Below are 15,070 nucleotides of genomic sequence, written 5' to 3'. Positions count from 1 at the left end.
TTAAGCGGGTCCCGCAGATGTTCGGGCTGTCGCCGCGCTGGCCGAGGCCGCTTCGCGCGCTGCGGCGAACGATTGCCGGATACCGTCTTCGTACGAGGTTTTGCCGATCGGCCCGATCAGCGTACTCAAGGCCGTATCGTCAAGCACCACGGGCTCCGTCATCAGGTAATTCATCTCCACCAGTTCCCGCATCAGCGGATTGAACAGGCCGAGCACGCGCAACATCGTCTTGCCGGCCACCGTCAACTTGGGCTCGCGCCCCGCCAGCGCATACGCCTGTCTGGCCACTTCGCGCTGCGTGATCGTGCCGGCGCCGGCCAGGTGCCACCAGCGGCCATAGGCTTCGGGCATGCGGGTGAGTTTCTCGACCACCGGCCCGATATCCGGCAGGTAAATGAATTCGTGCGGCACGTCCACCGGGCCAACCATCTGCGCGCGCTTGCCGTGCGCGGCGCCTTCGAACACGCCGTTCAGCAGACTGCGGTCGATGCCCGGACCGTAGAAGTCGGGCAGGCGCAATACCAATGTCGACAGACCGTCGCGGCCGTGCGCCGCCAGCACCAGATTTTCCTGTGCGAGCCGCATCTTGCCCTTGAAGGTATGCGGCTCGCGCGGATGATTTTCGGTGATCGGGTTGCCGCGCGCGCGGCCGTACGGATACACCGTGCCGATCAGAATGAAGCGTTCGACTCCTGCCGCCGTCACGCCGGCGAGGGTCTTTTCCATCAGCGGCGGGTGCGCGGCGAATTGATCGTAGGGCACACCGACCAGATAGATGACCGTCTGCAAACCGGCCGCGGCTGCGGCGATCGAGGCCGCATCGTCCGGATTCCAGATGACGATTTCCGCGTGCGGATCCTGGCCGAACGCGGCCTCGAGCGGCTTGCGCGAGCGGCCGACCACCCGATAGTCCCGGCCCGCCGCGCTCAGCGCCGTTGCGATGCATTGACCGGCCGCGCCCGCGGCGCCGAATAATCCTACTTTTCCTGTGGCTTGCATGACGACTCCTTGCGACGGCGCCAGCGCGCCAGGTAGACCAGACTGATGTGGAGATATTTTATGAACATCGTTCAGTGAACGATGTTCAGTTTAATTTGACTTTTCAGTTTGTCAACACGAAAATGATCGTCATGGGAATCGCCGAACGAAAAAACCGTCAGAAACAGGCGCTGCGCGAGCGCATCCTCGATGCGGCGCGGCGCATTGTCGTGCGTGAAGGCTTCGCCGCGTTGTCGATGCGCAAGATCGCCGACGCGATCGAATATTCGCCTGCCACTCTGTATCTTCATTTCGCGAGCCGCGACGAGATCGCTCAGGCGTTGTGCGCGGAAGGCTATGCGCAATTGCTCGAGACCTTCGTGCCGCTTGCGCAGATCGCCGATCCGGCTGAGCGGCTCAAGGCGCTCGGACGCGCTTATGTGGCGTTCGGCGTCGCGCATCCGGAAACCTACCGGCTGATCTTCATGGAGGATCCGAGCTACACCGGCGCCGCGCTCGGCGGCGGTGCCGCGCCGGCTACATCGCGTGCGGCGGCCGACATGCCGCTGGCGGAAGAGAGCGGTGCGCCACTCAAAGCAGAAGAGGACCCCGGCGGCGCCGCGTTGCGCATCATGATCGGCGCACTCGATGAGTTGAAAGCGACGGGGCGCCTGCCGGCAACGGTAGACGTGGCGGTATGGGCCGAGGCTTTCTGGGCGACCATGCACGGCATCGTCGCGCTCAATCTCACATGCCCGGTTTTTCCGGGCGCGCCACTTGAAACGGTGGTGAGCGTCGCGCTCGACGTGTGGCTCGGCGCGCGGCCCTCGGAGGAGTCGCAGGCAGAAGCGCAAGCAGAAGCGCAGGCGGCAGCGCAGCGGCGAACCACCGCCAAAACCTCACGTGCCCGCAAAAAAACCGCCGAGCCGCGAACCGATGAATTACGCGCCGGACCCGGCACCGAACCTGACACTGAAGCAGGCGCCGAACCCGGCACCAAATCGCCCAAACAGGCGCCGGCCAAGCCCAAAGCAGCGAGCGCGTGATAACGTTCAGTTCCGGTTCACTTCGCGCCAGCGCGCTTCGCTCCCTATGTCCATTTCCGCCTCGCCCGCCCTCAGCGACGAAGTCGCGACTTACGTAGCCAATCGCATCGGTTTCATCGAACTGGAGCGCCCGAAGGCGCTCAACGCGCTGTCGACCGGCATGATTCGCGCGATGCATGCGGCGCTAGATCAATGGCGCGAAGACCCCGACGTGCTCGCGGTGGTGGTGCGCAGCCAGCATCCACGCGCCTTCTGCGCGGGCGGCGATATCCGCTTTCTGTACGAATCGGCGCAGCGCGGCGAACGTGGCGTGCGCGATACGTTTTTCATCGAGGAATACCGGCTCAATCACGCGATCTTTACGTATCCGAAGCCGTATATCGCGTTGATGAACGGCGTAGTGATGGGCGGCGGCATGGGGATTTCGCAGGGCGCGCATCGTACCGGCGGTCTGCGTGTGGTCACGAACTCGGCGAAGATGGCGATGCCGGAGACGCGCATTGGACTCTTTCCCGACGTCGGCGCGAGCTGGTTTCTGTCGCGCACGCCGGGCGCGCTCGGCCGCTATCTGACGGTCACCGGCGAGACGATCGGCGCGGCCGACGCGCTCTACGCAGGTCTCGCCGACGTCTATATCGACGACGCGGCGCTGCCCGCGCTAGTCGATACGCTGCGCAGCGAATTGTTCGAACGCGGTGCCGACGTGGTGGCGTGCATCGAGCGCGAGACCGGCGCGCATCAGGTCGTGCCGGATCCCGAGGCGTCGCCGCTTGCGGCTGCACGTACGCTGATCGACCGGCATTTCGCGTTGCCCGATGTCGCGCGGATACTCGCGTCGCTCGAGCAGGAGAACGATGGCGATGCCGCCGAATGGGCCGAGCAGATCATCGGCGTGTTGCGTGAGCGTTCGCCGTTGTCGATGGCGGTGTCGCTGGAAGTGGTGACGCGCGCCGAAGGTTCGATGGCGGACGTGTTGCGCACCGATCTCGACCTGACGCGCACGTGCTTTGAGAAGGGCGACGTGATCGAAGGGATTCGCGCGCGCATCATCGATAAGGACAATGCGCCGCGCTGGCGTTTCGCGCGCATCGAAGACGTGAGCGCCGCCGACGTGGCGCGGATGTTCGAAAGCCCGTGGCCGGCAAGCGAACATCCACTGCGCGATCTGCACGGCTAAGCGGAAGCCGATGCGGCAGTAAAAACTATGCCGGTGCCTGCACCGGCATAGTCTTCCCGGCGGGCTTCAGGACGTCCAGCCCTCGCCCAGCTCTCTCTCTCTCAGTTCTCTTCCTCGCTCGCCATGAACGCGCGCATGAATACCAGCGCGCCCCAGCCCCACATTGCGTTCGCCGCGAAACCCACCGCGAGCCGCGGCAGCATGTTGCCGCTCGGCCAGATGCCGCGCAACGGATCGACCACGAACACGCTCGCCGCCGTCAATACGACGCCGCCGAACACGAAGGCGGGCACCCACGGCGCGCTCCGTTCGGGCGCAACACGCAACAGCCACGCCATCAGGATCGCCCAGAACGCGCTCCAGATCGCGTTCGCAATGAATTCAGGCAGCCCGAGCGGCAAAAACGGCGCGGTCGAAAAACCGGTCGGGTCGATCAGGCCGGCCGCGTGCAGCAGCGCAAGGGTGGATTCGTGAAAGTACAGCGAAGCCAGAAAACCGGCGACGAACGGAAGGATGAGTTTTTGCATGCATTGCACCGCGAGAGCTCAGGCGGCGCGGTTCACGCGGCCTGCACCGGATTATTGGAAACGTGCGCCATTATATATAGGGCCACCCCTTTTTCACGCGAGTGCAACAGCGTGTGCAACGGCGAGTGCAACAGCGTGTGCAACGGCGAGTGCAACAGCGTGCGCGACGTACGCCAGCCGTATGCTTTAACGTCGGGCTAATGACGAAAGTGGAAAACTTAAGCTAAAAAAAATCGTTCAAAAGCCGCGGCCCGATCCATAGACTGCTTCTCCATGCAGACGGCTTTGCCGCCGTCGCCCATTTAATCGAGCGCATGACGCGCACGTTTGGTCGAGGGAAGCCGTCGCGATGTCCTGCCTGATGCCGATCTTCACCCGCCCCGCGGCGCACGCGCGCCGGCCGTTGCGCTGCTGGAACCAGACTGCGAGACAGCGTTAAAGCGCACTAAACCGAGTTTTTTCGCCCCTTTTGCGATGCATCGTCCGGCCGCGCGCCGGTTGAATGCGCGCGGCCAGCGTGTGCGCCGGCACTCGACGCGCCGTCGTTACACGCCGTCGTTACACGCCCTCTCCATTCCATCCAGTTTCGAACAAGCAGGAGCAGCAAATGAATGTGTTCTGGTTCATTCCGACTCACGGCGACAGCCGCTATCTCGGTACGTCCCAAGGCGCACGCGCAGCCGATTACGACTACTTCCAGCAGATCGCCGTCGCCGCCGATACGCTCGGCTACGAGGGCGTGCTGCTGCCGACCGGACGTTCGTGCGAGGACGCGTGGGTGGTCGCGTCGAGCCTGATCGCCGCGACCCAACGCCTGAAGTTTCTGGTGGCGATCCGCCCGGGCATTTCGTCGCCGGGTCTCGCGGCGCGCATGGCGGCCACCTTCGACCGTCTGTCGAACGGGCGTCTCCTGATCAACGTGGTGACCGGCGGCGACGCGGCCGAACTGGAAGGCGACGGCGTGTTCGTCGACCACGACACACGCTATGAAATCACCGACGAGTTCCTGCACATCTGGCGCAAGTTGCTCCATGCATCGCACACCAACGACTCGATCGACTTCACCGGCAAGCATCTGACCTCGAAGGGCGGCAAGGCGCTATATCCGCCGGTGCAGAACCCGCATCCGCCGCTGTGGTTCGGCGGTTCGTCGCCGGCTGCGCACGACATGGCGGGCGAGCACATCGACACGTATCTGACGTGGGGCGAGCCGCCCGCAGCCGTTGCGAAGAAGATCGCCGACATTCGCGCCCGCGCCGAAGCGCATGGCCGCACCATCAAGTTCGGCATCCGCCTGCACGTGATCGTGCGCGAAACCGAAGAAGAAGCATGGGCCGCCGCCGACAAGCTGATCAGCAAGCTCGACGACGAGACCATTTCCCGTGCGCAGGCTTCGTTCTCGAAGATGGATTCCGAAGGACAGCGCCGCATGGCCGCGCTGCACGGCGGCAAGCGCGGCGGCCGTGCGGAGTTGGAGGTGTACCCGAATCTGTGGGCGGGCGTGGGCCTCGTGCGCGGCGGCGCGGGCACGGCGCTGGTGGGCAATCCGGAGCAGATTGCGGCGCGCATGAAGGAGTACGCCGACCTTGGCATCGATACGTTCATTCTGTCCGGCTATCCGCATCTCGAAGAGTCCTATCGCTTTGCCGAGCTGGTGTTTCCGCTGCTGCCGGGCCGTCGGAGCAAAGTCGCCGGCGGTCCGCTATCGGGTCCGTTCGGCGAGATCGTCGGCAACAACTATCTGCCGAAGGCGGCGAGTTCGAGCTGAGCGCGTTCGCCGGCTCTGGCGGCGATGCGGCAGCGATGCCAATCGATAAGCAATGAGGAAAACAAGCATGGCTCAATCCACTGTGAATGCGGAACGACGCGCAGGCGGGGCGCTTGACGTGTTGCGCCGCGTCGGCGCGCATCTCGCGCCGTGGCTCGCACCGCTCGCGATTCTGCTGGCGTGGGAAGTCGCCGCGCGCAGCGGCGTTCTGTCGACGCGCGTTTTACCCGAACCGCTTGCCGTCGTGAAGGCCGCGTGGTCGCTGATCCAGTCCGGCGAAATGTGGGCGGACGTGAAGGTCAGCACGTGGCGCGCGGTGTCGGGCTTTGCGATCGGCGGCGGCATCGGCCTCGTGCTCGGTCTCGCTACGGGCCTGTTCAGGCCGGCTGAAGTCGTGCTCGATTCGACCGTGCAGATGATCCGCAACATTCCCGCGCTGGCGATGATTCCGCTCGTGATCCTGTGGTTCGGTATCGAGGAAGAAGCGAAGGTGTTTCTCGTCGCGCTGGGCGTGTTTTTCCCGGTGTATGTGAACACTTTTCACGGCATTCGCTCGGTCGACGCAAATCTGATCGAAATGGCGCGCAGTTATGGCGTGAAGGGTTTCGCGCTCTACCGGCATGTGATCCTGCCGGGCGCGTTGCCGTCGATTCTGGTCGGCGTGCGTTTCGCGTTCGGGCTGATGTGGGTCACGCTGATCGTCGCCGAAACCATTTCCGCGCAGTCGGGCATCGGCTACATGACGATGAACGCGCGCGAATTCCTGCAAACCGATGTGGTGGTGGTCGGCATCCTGCTGTACGCGGCGCTCGGCAAGCTCGCCGACTTGCTGGCGAAGAGCCTCGAGCGCGTGTCGCTGCGCTGGCATCCGGCCTATCAAAGAGGAGCGAAAGCATGAGCGCAACGACATTGTCGGCGTCGTTCGGCGGCATCGCGGGACGTGATCTCGAAGCCGAACTGGCGCAACCGCGCATTACGGATCGCGACGCGGACGAAGCGTCCGGACTCGATCGCGCGGGTCTGGTGCACGACGTCGACCGGCCGGGCGTGTTGCCGTTGGCGGGCGCGTCGGCGCGCAACGATGCACGCCGTTCCGCCGATCATGCGGTCGAGCTGCGCGGCGTCGGCAAGCAGTATGGCGGGCGCACGGTGTTGTCCGATTTCAATCTGTCGATTGAGCGCGGCAGTTTCGTGGCGATCGTCGGGCGCAGCGGCTGCGGGAAATCGACCTTGCTGCGGCTCGTCGCCGGTCTGGAAAAAACCACCTCGGGTGTGCTCGAAAAGCGCGCCGAAGACGGCCGGCCGCCCGACACCCGCATCATGTTTCAGGACGCGCGCCTCTTACCCTGGAAGAGCGTGCTGCAAAACGTGATGCTCGGCCTTGGCCGCAACGCGCGTGACGATGCGCGCGCCGTGCTCGCCGAGGTCGGCTTGCTGGAGCGCGCCAACGACTGGCCCGCGCAGCTGTCCGGCGGTCAGCGGCAGCGCGTCGCGTTGGCGCGGGCGCTGGTGCATCGGCCGCAATTGCTGCTGCTGGACGAACCGCTCGGCGCGCTCGACGCGTTGACGCGCATCGAAATGCACGCGCTGATCGAACGGCTGTGGCGCGAGCATCAATTCACCGCGCTGCTGGTGACGCATGACGTGCATGAAGCGGTGGCCTTGGGCGACCGGATTCTGCTGATCGAAGAAGGACGTATCGCGCTCGATCAGCCGGTGCCGCTCGCGCGGCCGCGGGCGCGCGCATCGGCCGGTTTCGCCGCGCTGGAAGAGCATGTGTTGCAACGCGTACTGAAGACGGCGCCGAACGACGACGCGCTGTCTCATCGCGCTTACGACGCACGTGGCGAGGGCCGCCTCACGCGGCCGACAGACGTCCGCTGGGCCGTCTGACATCCGTTGACTGACGGTTTTTAATCGATTTTCTGGAGTCACTCAATATGAGCATTTCCGCTATCAACGTACGTAATCAGTTCAAAGGCAAGGTCAAGGAAATCATCCGCGGGCCGGTGGTATCCGAAGTCGATGTGGATACGCCGTTCGGTATCGTCACCTCGGTGATCACCACGCGCTCGGTCGACGAACTCGAGCTGAAGGTCGGCTCGGAAGTGGTCGCGCTGGTCAAGTCGACGGAGGTGTCGATCGCGCGGTTGTAAGCCGCGCGAGGTTCCGTATTGCCGGTACCGTCGCCGCGCATGCCGGCACTATTTCGCGTTGGCGCTGCTGGCGGGCGGTTCGTGCATCATTTTGTCGTTAGTCGGTTTGCGCGGGCGCTTGATCGGCATGTTGTCCGGATTGTCCGGATTGCTCGAGCTGCCCGCGCCCGGCGCCGCCTTCGGCGGCTTCACCATCGATGCGCCGCTATCCTGCGGTGCCGGTTTGGTCGTTTGTGCGAGCGCGGCTGCGGCGAGCGCGCCGAATGCCGCGAGCGCGATGCTGGCTGATCGCGCGGCCAATCTGCTTCGTCTCATTTGATCCTCCTTGGCGGTGTCCGCCTAGCCGGTTTCACCGTTTTTCTCTTTGCGTGTTCGTCGCATTTTTATCGCGTCTTCGTTGCTGTGACGCTCGTAAGGTAGACCTGGTGTTGCGCGGAAAATTCGCCTGCGCGCTCCGATTTCCGATACCTCGCGCTTGCCCGCGCTGCCTCGGCGCAGCCCTGCGCAAGCACCGGAAACTTGCTAGGATGAATTGAGCGTTACGGACGGAGGCGGCCATGTCGAAGTCATTGAGTCCTGAAGCGATCGAAGCATTGCGGTGTCTGAACGAGGTCGGCGTCGGACAGCCTGTGCCGAAGCTTGCGCAGACCGTCGCGGCCGAGTTGCTGGCAGGCGGCCTCGTCGCCGAAGCCGGCGACGGTGATGTCGAGATCACCTGCAACGGCCGGCAGTACCTTTCGGGCGATTGCGATTGATCGTCCGGCGAGTGCTGGGCGGGGTGCATGCGCGAGCCGTATGACGGCCCGCTGATCGAGCATGGCCGCATGCGCGCTGGAACTTCACCACGGAGGCGAACATGAAGCCGAAAGGCCTCGACATGGGCGACTACGAGGAGCGCTATCAGGACTACGACATCGAGGTCGCGGTCGAACAGGTGCTCACAGGCGTCAAAGCACATTTTCGCGTGTTGCGGGGCGAGGCCGTGGTGGTCGACTGGCGGCTCGTGCATATCGATACGTTATGGCCTACCGAGCATGCCGCGGCCGAGGCGGCGTTTCGGGCGGCGCGTGAAGCGATCGACGGCGGGCTGGTTGCTTAGCGGGCGGCTTGGTGGGCTGCTGAGTAGGCTGTCAATGAGCCAATGGACTCTTGAGTGGAGGCGCCGTTGGGCTGCGCGCGCGGTGAGCGCAAAAGCTGCATAAGCCACATAAGCAACGTACGCAACGTAAACGCGACTGGGCGCCGGCATCGAATACTTCATGCACGGCGCCCAGTTCGTCTGCTGTCCGTGACGAACAGCAGGTCCAACGGCAACGATTTAGTGGCCGAAGAAAACCGATTGCGGACCCGAAACCGGTTCACGCGTGCCCGATTGCGACGACACGTTCTGCACGCCGCCGTAGGCGTTCGATTCGGCTTGCGCGCGTTCAGCGGCCACGGTTTGCGCGTTCTGGCCTTGTTGCGAAGCCGGTGCGCCGACCGACGGACGATAGGACGGTGCCGGGCCGTAGCCGCTAGCAAAAGCGGGTGCGGCGATCGAGGCGGAAGCAGCAACCAGCAGGGCGGCGATAAGCTTGGTCTTCATGGTATGACTCCAATAACGTTCGACTTCGGTTCTGGAAGGCGTTGCAGGGGCCGATGAGGTGTGTCTGCAACGTCGATGGAAGGCAGTGTATACACCTACTATCGAAAATTTGTACCGACAATCTGAAATTACTATTCTCGATACTGGAATAATCTGTCAGAGGTATATGAGACAAGGCTGGGCCGTGTTCCGACCCCGGCAACCAGGCGTTTTCTGGTCCGAAAGACCTGCTCGGCAGGGCGGTTATGGGCGGTCCTGGAATGAAGATCGATGCTTTCGCCCGCGCATGCGGGGCATTTGTCCACTTGCGGTAAAATTGCGCTTTGATTTACGCCGTCCGGCCGTCCCATGTCTTCAGCTCAAACTCCCAGTCCGCGTCGCGTTTCGGTGGCGCCCATGATGGACTGGACCGATCGCCATTGCCGTTCGTTGCATCGCGTGATATCGCGCCATACGTGGCTCTACACGGAGATGGTGACCACCGGCGCGCTATTGCACGGCGACGTGCCGCGCCATCTGGCGTTTACGCCCGCAGAGGCGCCGGTCGCCTTGCAGCTCGGCGGCAGCGAGCCCGACGACCTCGCGCGCTCGGCGAAACTCGGCGAGCAGTGGGGCTATGACGAGATCAATCTGAACTGCGGCTGTCCTTCCGAACGCGTGCAACGCGGTGCTTTCGGTGCTTGTCTGATGAACGAGCCGCAACTCGTCGCCGATTGTGTGAAGGCAATGCGCGACGCAGTGTCGGTACCGGTGACGGTCAAGCATCGGATCGGTGTCGATGCGGTCGAGGAATACGACTTCGTGCGCGATTTCGTCGGCACGATTGCGGACGCCGGCTGCAACGTGTTCGTCGTGCACGCGCGCAATGCGATTCTCAAGGGCTTGAGCCCGAAAGAGAACCGCGAGATTCCGCCGCTCAAGTATGAGTACGCGTATCAGTTGAAGCGCGACTTTCCGCATCTGGAGATCATCATCAACGGCGGCATCAAGACGCTCGATGAAGTGGAGACGCATCTTCAACACGTCGATGGCGTGATGCTCGGGCGCGAGGCATACCACAACCCCTATGTACTGGCTGAGGTGGACGCGCGCTTCTATGGTTCGACGGATGCGCCGCTCACGCGCGAGCAGGTCGAAGCAAAGCTGATCGCATATTGCGCGGCGGAAATGGCGCGGGGCACGTACCTCGGCGCGATCACGCGCCATGCGTTGGGTCTGTATCGGGGCGAGGCCGGCGCGCGTGGATGGCGTCGTGTGTTGTCCGATAGCAAGCGTCTCGCGGCGCGCGATCTGAGCATCTTCGACGAAGCAAGACAGCATCTGCGCGAGCCCGTTGAGATTTTTGAATAAAGGACTAGGCAAACGAGATTCTTGTTCGTATAATCTCGTTCTTCATTGATGAGCTGGATTTCTCTGGCAAGTCAAGCAGATTTCAGTGGTGGCTGTAGCTCAGTTGGTAGAGTCCAGGATTGTGATTCCTGTCGTCGTGGGTTCGAGTCCCATCAGCCACCCCAAAGAATTACGCGGGTTTCCGCGATAGTAGTCACTAGCTTGTTACAAGTTTTGGAAGATGAAATTCCAATTTTTGGACGATGACTAGAAATGAAGGCCCGCCTCGAGCGGGCCTTTTTGCGTTTGCGCTATGGGGATGTTGGATGGACGAGTCCGAGCAAAAAAGGCGCGGCGCAGAGGCGTCATGCAGACGGCCGCCGATTTTCTGAACCGCAGATTCGGCAACCCGTCAAAATCGATCGGTCAGGTGGATCGCGGCTCCGCTCAGGCGGTGAAGGCCCGGCCGACCAATCAGGTGATCTTTGAAGGCACCAAATTCCTTGGTTTCGACAATGCCTTCGTCGTCGGTGAAGGCATTGACGTGGAGGTGGTGCTGCACGACGTCATCCTCGAGGCAGAAAGCTTTGGTGTTCTTCAAGGCGATCCAGAAGCCGCTTCGCCAACCGCAACCGCAGGCGTTGGCGTTGGCGTTGGCGTTCTTCGAGGCGATCCACAAGCGGCTTCGCCAGCCGCAACGACAGGCTTTGGAAAAATGAAAATCACACAATCGGGAAATTCGAGTATCCACGGCAAGATCGCCGGAGTTTCTGTTCCGCAAGGATCGACATCGGAAATCGAACAGCGTGACGACGCGAAAATCACGGGTGATGTCTACGGTATTGAAGAGCGCACGGCGGCGGTTGTTGAACTCCGTGCCGCTCTGCCGGCGGGAACACCTCCTGAAGCAATCGAAGACGCGATCGCCGCGGTTAAGCGCGTCGGGGACGGATCTCAGGAGGAAAAGGAGCAAGCCGTCAGGGGCAGCCGGATCTGGTCGTGGATCAAGGAGTACGGCCCTGATGTTATTGGCCTCGTGATCAAGGCCGCATCCGGCAGCGCGAGTTGATCTTTGTCGCGCAACCGTCAATTCACCTGGTCGCGCGCACCTTCCGCGCGCGCCGGCGGTCATAAACCTGATTCACCATGCGTTCGTCGGCGTGGCCGGTCGCATCTATGATCCGGTCGTCACCTTCCTCCTTACGGTCGGTCACTGCAGCTGGCCGCATGTCTCTCAGCGAGAAGCGTTCGAACGCAACGCCCCGTACCTTCGCTTCTTTCTCGCAGTAATCCATCAACCGCGACCAACAGGTATTCCAGCCGCTGCGCGTGTACACCTGCCCCGCCGTATTGCCGAACACATACAGGCTGCTCGTACGCTGTAGCGCGAGCGCCTCGTCGATCACGGCGCGCAGCTCGGGCGACCACAGCACCAGCTTGTTGCGCGCCTGTTCACCGGCTTTGCGCTTGCCGATCGGCACCGTGATGCCATCGGCGCCGATCGACTGACGATGCAGCTCGCGCATCTCGGTCGGGCGGCTGACCGTGAGATAAGCGGTCTGGACGCACAGCGCCAGAATCAGATACGTCGAGCTGGGTTCTTGCCGCCGACGCGCTTGCGCGATCTGGCGACCTCGACGGCCAGCGCGATCTCGTGCGGGTGCACGTAACGTGTACGCGGCCGCATCGGGTTGTACTCGATGCCGCGGCACGGATTGACCTCGATCTCACCGCGGCGTCGGCCGTACTCGAGTACGGCCGACAGCAGCGCGATTTCCTTGTTTGCCTTCAGCGGCGCACCGAGCTGCGCGCGCTTGTCGAGATAGCCATAGACGTGCTTCGGCTTGATCGCTTTGGGCGACATCTTCCCAAACACCTTGTTCAGGCGCTTCGCCTCAACCCGGTTCTCGTCGATCGTGCTCTGCGCTTTGCGCCGCTCGTCGATGCGCTGCATGTTTTCCTGCCAATCGAAATACTGATCGATCAGCGCCTCGATCGTGCCAGGCTCGATCGAGGCGCCATTCAGTGCCTCGGCACGCTCGATCGCCTGCTTGCGAATATCGGCGATCGCTTCCTTGTTGTGCGCCGGCGCGGACAGGCGGAAAGCCCATTTTCCGTTCAGCAGCTTATAGCCGAAGCTAACCTTGTGCTTGCCGTAGTTTGGGTGGAGGCGGAACGGCAACCCGTCCGGCCGTTTGCGACATCCGATCATAGTTCTAATGCAGCGAAATTTGGTTCCTGTGCTTCTTCGGGCGCAATCGGGGCAATGCGGAACGATGCCCCGTTCATGCGTGCGGCGAAATAGTTTCTCGCGACGAGCGGCACGCCAGCGATGTTAGTGGCGAACGGCCATTTGTTACGTTGGAGCCATTGCTTCATGCAGGCGAGACTGCGCGGCTGGCACGCGACCAGCTCGGATAGTTCGTCGCGGGTGAGGTATTGGCTCATATTGGCGTCCATTCAATAAGTGACTGATCGCCGCGAACGTACAGGGGGTGTCTTGGCGCACCGTCTTTCGTTGTGCCAAGACACCACAGGCGCGCACCGGCATTGAGCATGATTCGGGCAACCTGCGCTGCACGCTCGGGTTTTGCGTTTGCGCCCCAGGCGCAGACCACATCACCGCACTCGCTCGCGAAATCCCGCAGATAGGCGTCGTTGTCGGGGCCAACCGGGTCAGGGTGCGACCACAGCGCGCCCGGATCGGTCGAGCGCAGTGCGTAAAGATTGGCGACGGCCACGCCGTTGCAGTCCCAAAGCTTCGCAAATCCACGGCAGCGCCGGATGGTTGGATCGTCCAGCGTCGCATCCGCGGTGCTCGGGTTCAGCATTACGAAGTAGGCCGTCGAATTCATCGGCGCCATCGACTCAGCTGATCGCTTTAGAAGGTATCGGTAGTTGCCGCACGGGCTGATAACGGCGCTCATGCTAGGATTTCTCGAAACTCACCGTGGAGGCGATCGTGACGAACGTGATTAAGGCCAAGAGGCTGCACAACGGCGATGAGGCCGTGCTGTTCGTTATTGAAGTCGACGGTATCGAGCGGCGCTGCATGGTGAGCCGCGAGATGCTGAACGACCTCAGCCGATCGACGTCGAGCGGCGACGATCTCCTTCGCGAATTCGACGAGCACTCGCCACTGATTGCAAAGAAAGCTGCGCTGGTAATACGCGGTGGTCTCCAGGACAATCCGCTCCTGATCCCGGCTGAAGTATTCTTCCCGAAGGGGGAATGTCGCATGGCTAAGATCACGTCAGCCTCTTGATACCCACCGCCCACACCCAAGGGTTCGCATTCCACCCATAGCCGTGAGGCTATCCCAAAGCGTTCGATAGGCTGCGCGCGGCATCGTCTCGCCGACCGGTGTCGTCATCCGCACGCCTTCAGCATTGGCATTCAGTCCAATCCCTTCTGCGATGCAGTCCGCGTCGCTGATGTCCTGCAGCCTCTCGACTCTCACGTTGGTGATTTCGAGCTCGAGGCGGCAGGCCCAGCGCGGCATGTGGATTGACGGGCAGACCTTGGCGCCACCGGACGAAAGCAGAGCGGCGGCCCGCGAGCAACCTGCGACGTTGTAGCTTGCGCCCGGGGCGCGCGTACTTTCCACCCAGTAGTCGCCGTGTTCCGGCGTCGTCGGAACGTCATGACGGAACAGACGGTGCGGACCGGCGAGCATGTTGATGATAATGCCGCTCTCGCGCACCCATAGCCGGTCGCCGACAACACCATAGGGACAGGGTTGCAGAGCACCACCGGTATAGACATCGATGGGATGTTTTTTTCGCCGGCCCACGAATACCCGCGCCACGCCCATTGCGGCCCGGCCAGCACCGGCTGCGGAGTCATAAGGCGCCGCGGCTGCGTCTTGCTGCCGTCGAGCAGCGCGCGTACCATCGCGCCAGAAAACAAAATTGGGAGTTCACGCATGAGACATCTCACTGGCGCGGCTCTGTTTGTGGGGGGCCTGTTTGTAGGCATTTTCGGCTCGGCTTTCATCTTGCATTCTCCGCGGGGGAGTTCGGACTGGGCAGCGTGGGCGCAAGCTATTGGTGGTAGCTTGGGTGTTGGTGCGGCTTTTCTCTTCCCGTGGCGTCAAGCTCAGCGAGAAGCCGAGATCAGGCGAGCCGAAAGCCGCGCGCGTGTTATCGCGCAAGCAAGCGTGTTGCGAGTGATCGCACTCGAGAGTTCGGAGGCAGTTGGCGTCCTCTCGGTTGACTTTGACAGATCCAGTCACATCAACGCGCGCGCGAGAGAGAGGTAGACGAAGCTGAGTTCGGTGTCACTGCCGATGACCTGTTCGTGCGAATTGCCGCTCTTACTCAAAGCGAAGGAATGTCGGATGAGGCACTGTCGCAATTGTTTGAGATCAGACAGATCCTCCGAGAGATAAAGAGACGTTTGTTTAAGATGCGTGATCCGAGCGTCGCGGAGGTGTCAGGAATTTTGTGTGCTGAGGTCGGTTAAAAATCTCAGCTGATGGCGGCGGTGAACCGCTCGCCGAACA

The 15,070-nt window shown here is 62.4% G+C and carries 20 protein-coding genes and 1 tRNA gene; 12 read left to right on the top strand and 9 right to left on the bottom strand.

The window, feature by feature from the left end; translation table 11 throughout:
• Complete coding sequence (locus AC3WLT_RS09005; RefSeq protein ID WP_492591541.1) at positions 1–999, bottom strand: NAD-dependent epimerase/dehydratase family protein; 999 nt, start codon at positions 997–999, stop codon at positions 1–3.
• A 131-nt stretch (positions 1,000–1,130) separates the two neighbouring features.
• On the opposite strand from AC3WLT_RS09005, the gene AC3WLT_RS09000 reads away from it, so the two are divergent.
• Positions 1,131–2,024, top strand: a complete 894-nt coding sequence (locus tag AC3WLT_RS09000) for a TetR/AcrR family transcriptional regulator (RefSeq protein ID WP_492591540.1) — start codon at positions 1,131–1,133, stop codon at positions 2,022–2,024.
• Between the two features lie 46 nt (positions 2,025–2,070).
• On the top strand, positions 2,071–3,201 hold the full coding sequence (locus AC3WLT_RS08995) for an enoyl-CoA hydratase/isomerase family protein (protein ID WP_492591539.1): 1,131 nt from the start codon (positions 2,071–2,073) through the stop codon (positions 3,199–3,201).
• A 101-nt stretch (positions 3,202–3,302) separates the two neighbouring features.
• On the opposite strand, the gene AC3WLT_RS08990 is transcribed toward AC3WLT_RS08995, so the two are convergent.
• Complete coding sequence (locus AC3WLT_RS08990) at positions 3,303–3,728, bottom strand: hypothetical protein (protein WP_492591538.1); 426 nt, start codon at positions 3,726–3,728, stop codon at positions 3,303–3,305.
• A 607-nt stretch (positions 3,729–4,335) separates the two neighbouring features.
• Here AC3WLT_RS08990 and ssuD point away from each other — a divergent pair.
• From ssuD to AC3WLT_RS08970, 4 genes are all read left to right on the top strand, one after another.
• Positions 4,336–5,496, top strand: coding sequence for an FMNH2-dependent alkanesulfonate monooxygenase (gene ssuD / locus AC3WLT_RS08985; RefSeq protein ID WP_492591537.1), 1,161 nt, complete (start codon positions 4,336–4,338; stop codon positions 5,494–5,496).
• Between the two features lie 67 nt (positions 5,497–5,563).
• Entirely contained in the window at positions 5,564–6,394 is an 831-nt protein-coding gene (ssuC, locus tag AC3WLT_RS08980; RefSeq protein ID WP_492591536.1) for an aliphatic sulfonate ABC transporter permease SsuC, read from the top strand.
• Complete coding sequence (locus tag AC3WLT_RS08975; RefSeq protein WP_492591535.1) at positions 6,391–7,389, top strand: ATP-binding cassette domain-containing protein; 999 nt, start codon at positions 6,391–6,393, stop codon at positions 7,387–7,389. Before ssuC ends, AC3WLT_RS08975 begins: the two co-directional genes overlap by 4 nt.
• A 47-nt stretch (positions 7,390–7,436) precedes the next feature.
• Complete coding sequence (locus tag AC3WLT_RS08970) at positions 7,437–7,652, top strand: TOBE domain-containing protein (protein ID WP_007182147.1); 216 nt, start codon at positions 7,437–7,439, stop codon at positions 7,650–7,652.
• Between the two features lie 48 nt (positions 7,653–7,700).
• On the opposite strand, the gene AC3WLT_RS08965 is transcribed toward AC3WLT_RS08970, so the two are convergent.
• Entirely contained in the window at positions 7,701–7,967 is a 267-nt protein-coding gene (locus tag AC3WLT_RS08965; RefSeq protein ID WP_492591534.1) for a hypothetical protein, read from the bottom strand.
• 242 nt (positions 7,968–8,209) lie between these two features.
• Here AC3WLT_RS08965 and AC3WLT_RS08960 point away from each other — a divergent pair, with 242 nt between their 5' ends.
• Together AC3WLT_RS08960 and AC3WLT_RS08955 are read left to right on the top strand one after the other, a co-directional pair.
• On the top strand, positions 8,210–8,407 hold the full coding sequence (locus AC3WLT_RS08960; protein ID WP_492591533.1) for a hypothetical protein: 198 nt from the start codon (positions 8,210–8,212) through the stop codon (positions 8,405–8,407).
• A gap of 101 nt (positions 8,408–8,508) precedes the next feature.
• On the top strand, positions 8,509–8,751 hold the full coding sequence (locus AC3WLT_RS08955; protein ID WP_492591532.1) for a hypothetical protein: 243 nt from the start codon (positions 8,509–8,511) through the stop codon (positions 8,749–8,751).
• Positions 8,752–8,970: 219 nt separating this feature from the next.
• Here AC3WLT_RS08955 and AC3WLT_RS08950 read toward each other — a convergent pair whose 3' ends face one another.
• Positions 8,971–9,237: a hypothetical protein gene (locus AC3WLT_RS08950; protein ID WP_492591531.1), complete on the bottom strand. Its 267-nt coding sequence runs from the start codon at positions 9,235–9,237 to the stop codon at positions 8,971–8,973.
• 348 nt (positions 9,238–9,585) lie between these two features.
• On the opposite strand from AC3WLT_RS08950, the gene dusA reads away from it, so the two are divergent.
• From dusA to AC3WLT_RS08935, 3 genes are all read left to right on the top strand, one after another.
• Positions 9,586–10,587: a tRNA dihydrouridine(20/20a) synthase DusA gene (dusA, locus tag AC3WLT_RS08945; RefSeq protein ID WP_492591530.1), complete on the top strand. Its 1,002-nt coding sequence runs from the start codon at positions 9,586–9,588 to the stop codon at positions 10,585–10,587.
• 88 nt (positions 10,588–10,675) lie between these two features.
• Positions 10,676–10,751: transfer RNA gene (locus AC3WLT_RS08940), tRNA-His, on the top strand.
• A gap of 182 nt (positions 10,752–10,933) precedes the next feature.
• Positions 10,934–11,635: a hypothetical protein gene (locus AC3WLT_RS08935; RefSeq protein WP_492591529.1), complete on the top strand. Its 702-nt coding sequence runs from the start codon at positions 10,934–10,936 to the stop codon at positions 11,633–11,635.
• Between the two features lie 22 nt (positions 11,636–11,657).
• Here the strand turns inward: AC3WLT_RS08935 and AC3WLT_RS08930 are convergent, their stop codons facing one another.
• From AC3WLT_RS08930 to AC3WLT_RS08915, 4 genes are read right to left on the bottom strand one after another with little or no spacing between them, the layout of a single operon-like run.
• Positions 11,658–12,092, bottom strand: coding sequence for a site-specific integrase (locus AC3WLT_RS08930; protein WP_492591528.1), 435 nt, complete (start codon positions 12,090–12,092; stop codon positions 11,658–11,660).
• Positions 12,093–12,145: 53 nt separating this feature from the next.
• A complete protein-coding gene (locus tag AC3WLT_RS08925) occupies positions 12,146–12,778 on the bottom strand; it encodes a hypothetical protein (RefSeq protein WP_492591527.1) in 633 nt (210 codons plus the stop codon).
• Entirely contained in the window at positions 12,775–13,014 is a 240-nt protein-coding gene (locus AC3WLT_RS08920; protein ID WP_492591526.1) for a DUF4224 domain-containing protein, read from the bottom strand. Before AC3WLT_RS08920 ends, AC3WLT_RS08925 begins: the two co-directional genes overlap by 4 nt.
• Positions 13,011–13,493, bottom strand: coding sequence for a DUF1643 domain-containing protein (locus tag AC3WLT_RS08915; RefSeq protein WP_492591525.1), 483 nt, complete (start codon positions 13,491–13,493; stop codon positions 13,011–13,013). Before AC3WLT_RS08915 ends, AC3WLT_RS08920 begins: the two co-directional genes overlap by 4 nt.
• 35 nt (positions 13,494–13,528) lie before the next feature.
• Between AC3WLT_RS08915 and AC3WLT_RS08910 the strand changes: the two genes are divergently transcribed.
• The gene (locus AC3WLT_RS08910) at positions 13,529–13,831 is read left to right on the top strand and encodes a DUF1488 family protein (RefSeq protein WP_492591524.1); all 303 of its coding nucleotides are present in this window, start codon (positions 13,529–13,531) and stop codon (positions 13,829–13,831) included.
• On the opposite strand, the gene AC3WLT_RS08905 is transcribed toward AC3WLT_RS08910, so the two are convergent.
• Complete coding sequence (locus AC3WLT_RS08905; RefSeq protein ID WP_492591523.1) at positions 13,820–14,380, bottom strand: hypothetical protein; 561 nt, start codon at positions 14,378–14,380, stop codon at positions 13,820–13,822. The two genes, AC3WLT_RS08910 and AC3WLT_RS08905, sit on opposite strands and share 12 nt — an antisense overlap.
• Between the last annotated feature and the right edge of the window lie 690 nt (positions 14,381–15,070).

The sequence above is a fragment of the Paraburkholderia sp. FW306-2-2C-D06C genome, from assembly GCF_058781505.1.
The sequence above is the reverse complement of the archived record's forward strand: the minus strand, read 5'-3'. Positions and strand labels throughout refer to the sequence as shown.

What these genes read in the sequence shown, in the direction of transcription:
- AC3WLT_RS08925 (WP_492591527.1), bottom strand. Translation starts at nt 12,778, where the DNA reads ATGATCGGATGTCGCAAACGGCCGGACGGGTTGCCGTTCCGCCTCCAC.
- AC3WLT_RS08960 (WP_492591533.1), top strand. Translation starts at nt 8,210, where the DNA reads ATGTCGAAGTCATTGAGTCCTGAAGCGATCGAAGCATTGCGGTGTCTG.
- AC3WLT_RS08905 (WP_492591523.1), bottom strand. Translation starts at nt 14,380, where the DNA reads ATGGGCGTGGCGCGGGTATTCGTGGGCCGGCGAAAAAAACATCCCATC.
- AC3WLT_RS08995 (WP_492591539.1), top strand. Translation starts at nt 2,071, where the DNA reads ATGTCCATTTCCGCCTCGCCCGCCCTCAGCGACGAAGTCGCGACTTAC.
- ssuC (WP_492591536.1), top strand. Translation starts at nt 5,564, where the DNA reads ATGGCTCAATCCACTGTGAATGCGGAACGACGCGCAGGCGGGGCGCTT.
- AC3WLT_RS08955 (WP_492591532.1), top strand. Translation starts at nt 8,509, where the DNA reads ATGAAGCCGAAAGGCCTCGACATGGGCGACTACGAGGAGCGCTATCAG.
- AC3WLT_RS08990 (WP_492591538.1), bottom strand. Translation starts at nt 3,728, where the DNA reads ATGCAAAAACTCATCCTTCCGTTCGTCGCCGGTTTTCTGGCTTCGCTG.
- AC3WLT_RS08915 (WP_492591525.1), bottom strand. Translation starts at nt 13,493, where the DNA reads ATGAGCGCCGTTATCAGCCCGTGCGGCAACTACCGATACCTTCTAAAG.
- AC3WLT_RS09000 (WP_492591540.1), top strand. Translation starts at nt 1,131, where the DNA reads ATGGGAATCGCCGAACGAAAAAACCGTCAGAAACAGGCGCTGCGCGAG.
- ssuD (WP_492591537.1), top strand. Translation starts at nt 4,336, where the DNA reads ATGAATGTGTTCTGGTTCATTCCGACTCACGGCGACAGCCGCTATCTC.
- dusA (WP_492591530.1), top strand. Translation starts at nt 9,586, where the DNA reads ATGTCTTCAGCTCAAACTCCCAGTCCGCGTCGCGTTTCGGTGGCGCCC.
- AC3WLT_RS09005 (WP_492591541.1), bottom strand. Translation starts at nt 999, where the DNA reads ATGCAAGCCACAGGAAAAGTAGGATTATTCGGCGCCGCGGGCGCGGCC.
- AC3WLT_RS08920 (WP_492591526.1), bottom strand. Translation starts at nt 13,014, where the DNA reads ATGAGCCAATACCTCACCCGCGACGAACTATCCGAGCTGGTCGCGTGC.
- AC3WLT_RS08975 (WP_492591535.1), top strand. Translation starts at nt 6,391, where the DNA reads ATGAGCGCAACGACATTGTCGGCGTCGTTCGGCGGCATCGCGGGACGT.
- AC3WLT_RS08950 (WP_492591531.1), bottom strand. Translation starts at nt 9,237, where the DNA reads ATGAAGACCAAGCTTATCGCCGCCCTGCTGGTTGCTGCTTCCGCCTCG.
- AC3WLT_RS08930 (WP_492591528.1), bottom strand. Translation starts at nt 12,092, where the DNA reads ATGCGCGAGCTGCATCGTCAGTCGATCGGCGCCGATGGCATCACGGTG.
- AC3WLT_RS08970 (WP_007182147.1), top strand. Translation starts at nt 7,437, where the DNA reads ATGAGCATTTCCGCTATCAACGTACGTAATCAGTTCAAAGGCAAGGTC.
- AC3WLT_RS08935 (WP_492591529.1), top strand. Translation starts at nt 10,934, where the DNA reads ATGCAGACGGCCGCCGATTTTCTGAACCGCAGATTCGGCAACCCGTCA.
- AC3WLT_RS08965 (WP_492591534.1), bottom strand. Translation starts at nt 7,967, where the DNA reads ATGAGACGAAGCAGATTGGCCGCGCGATCAGCCAGCATCGCGCTCGCG.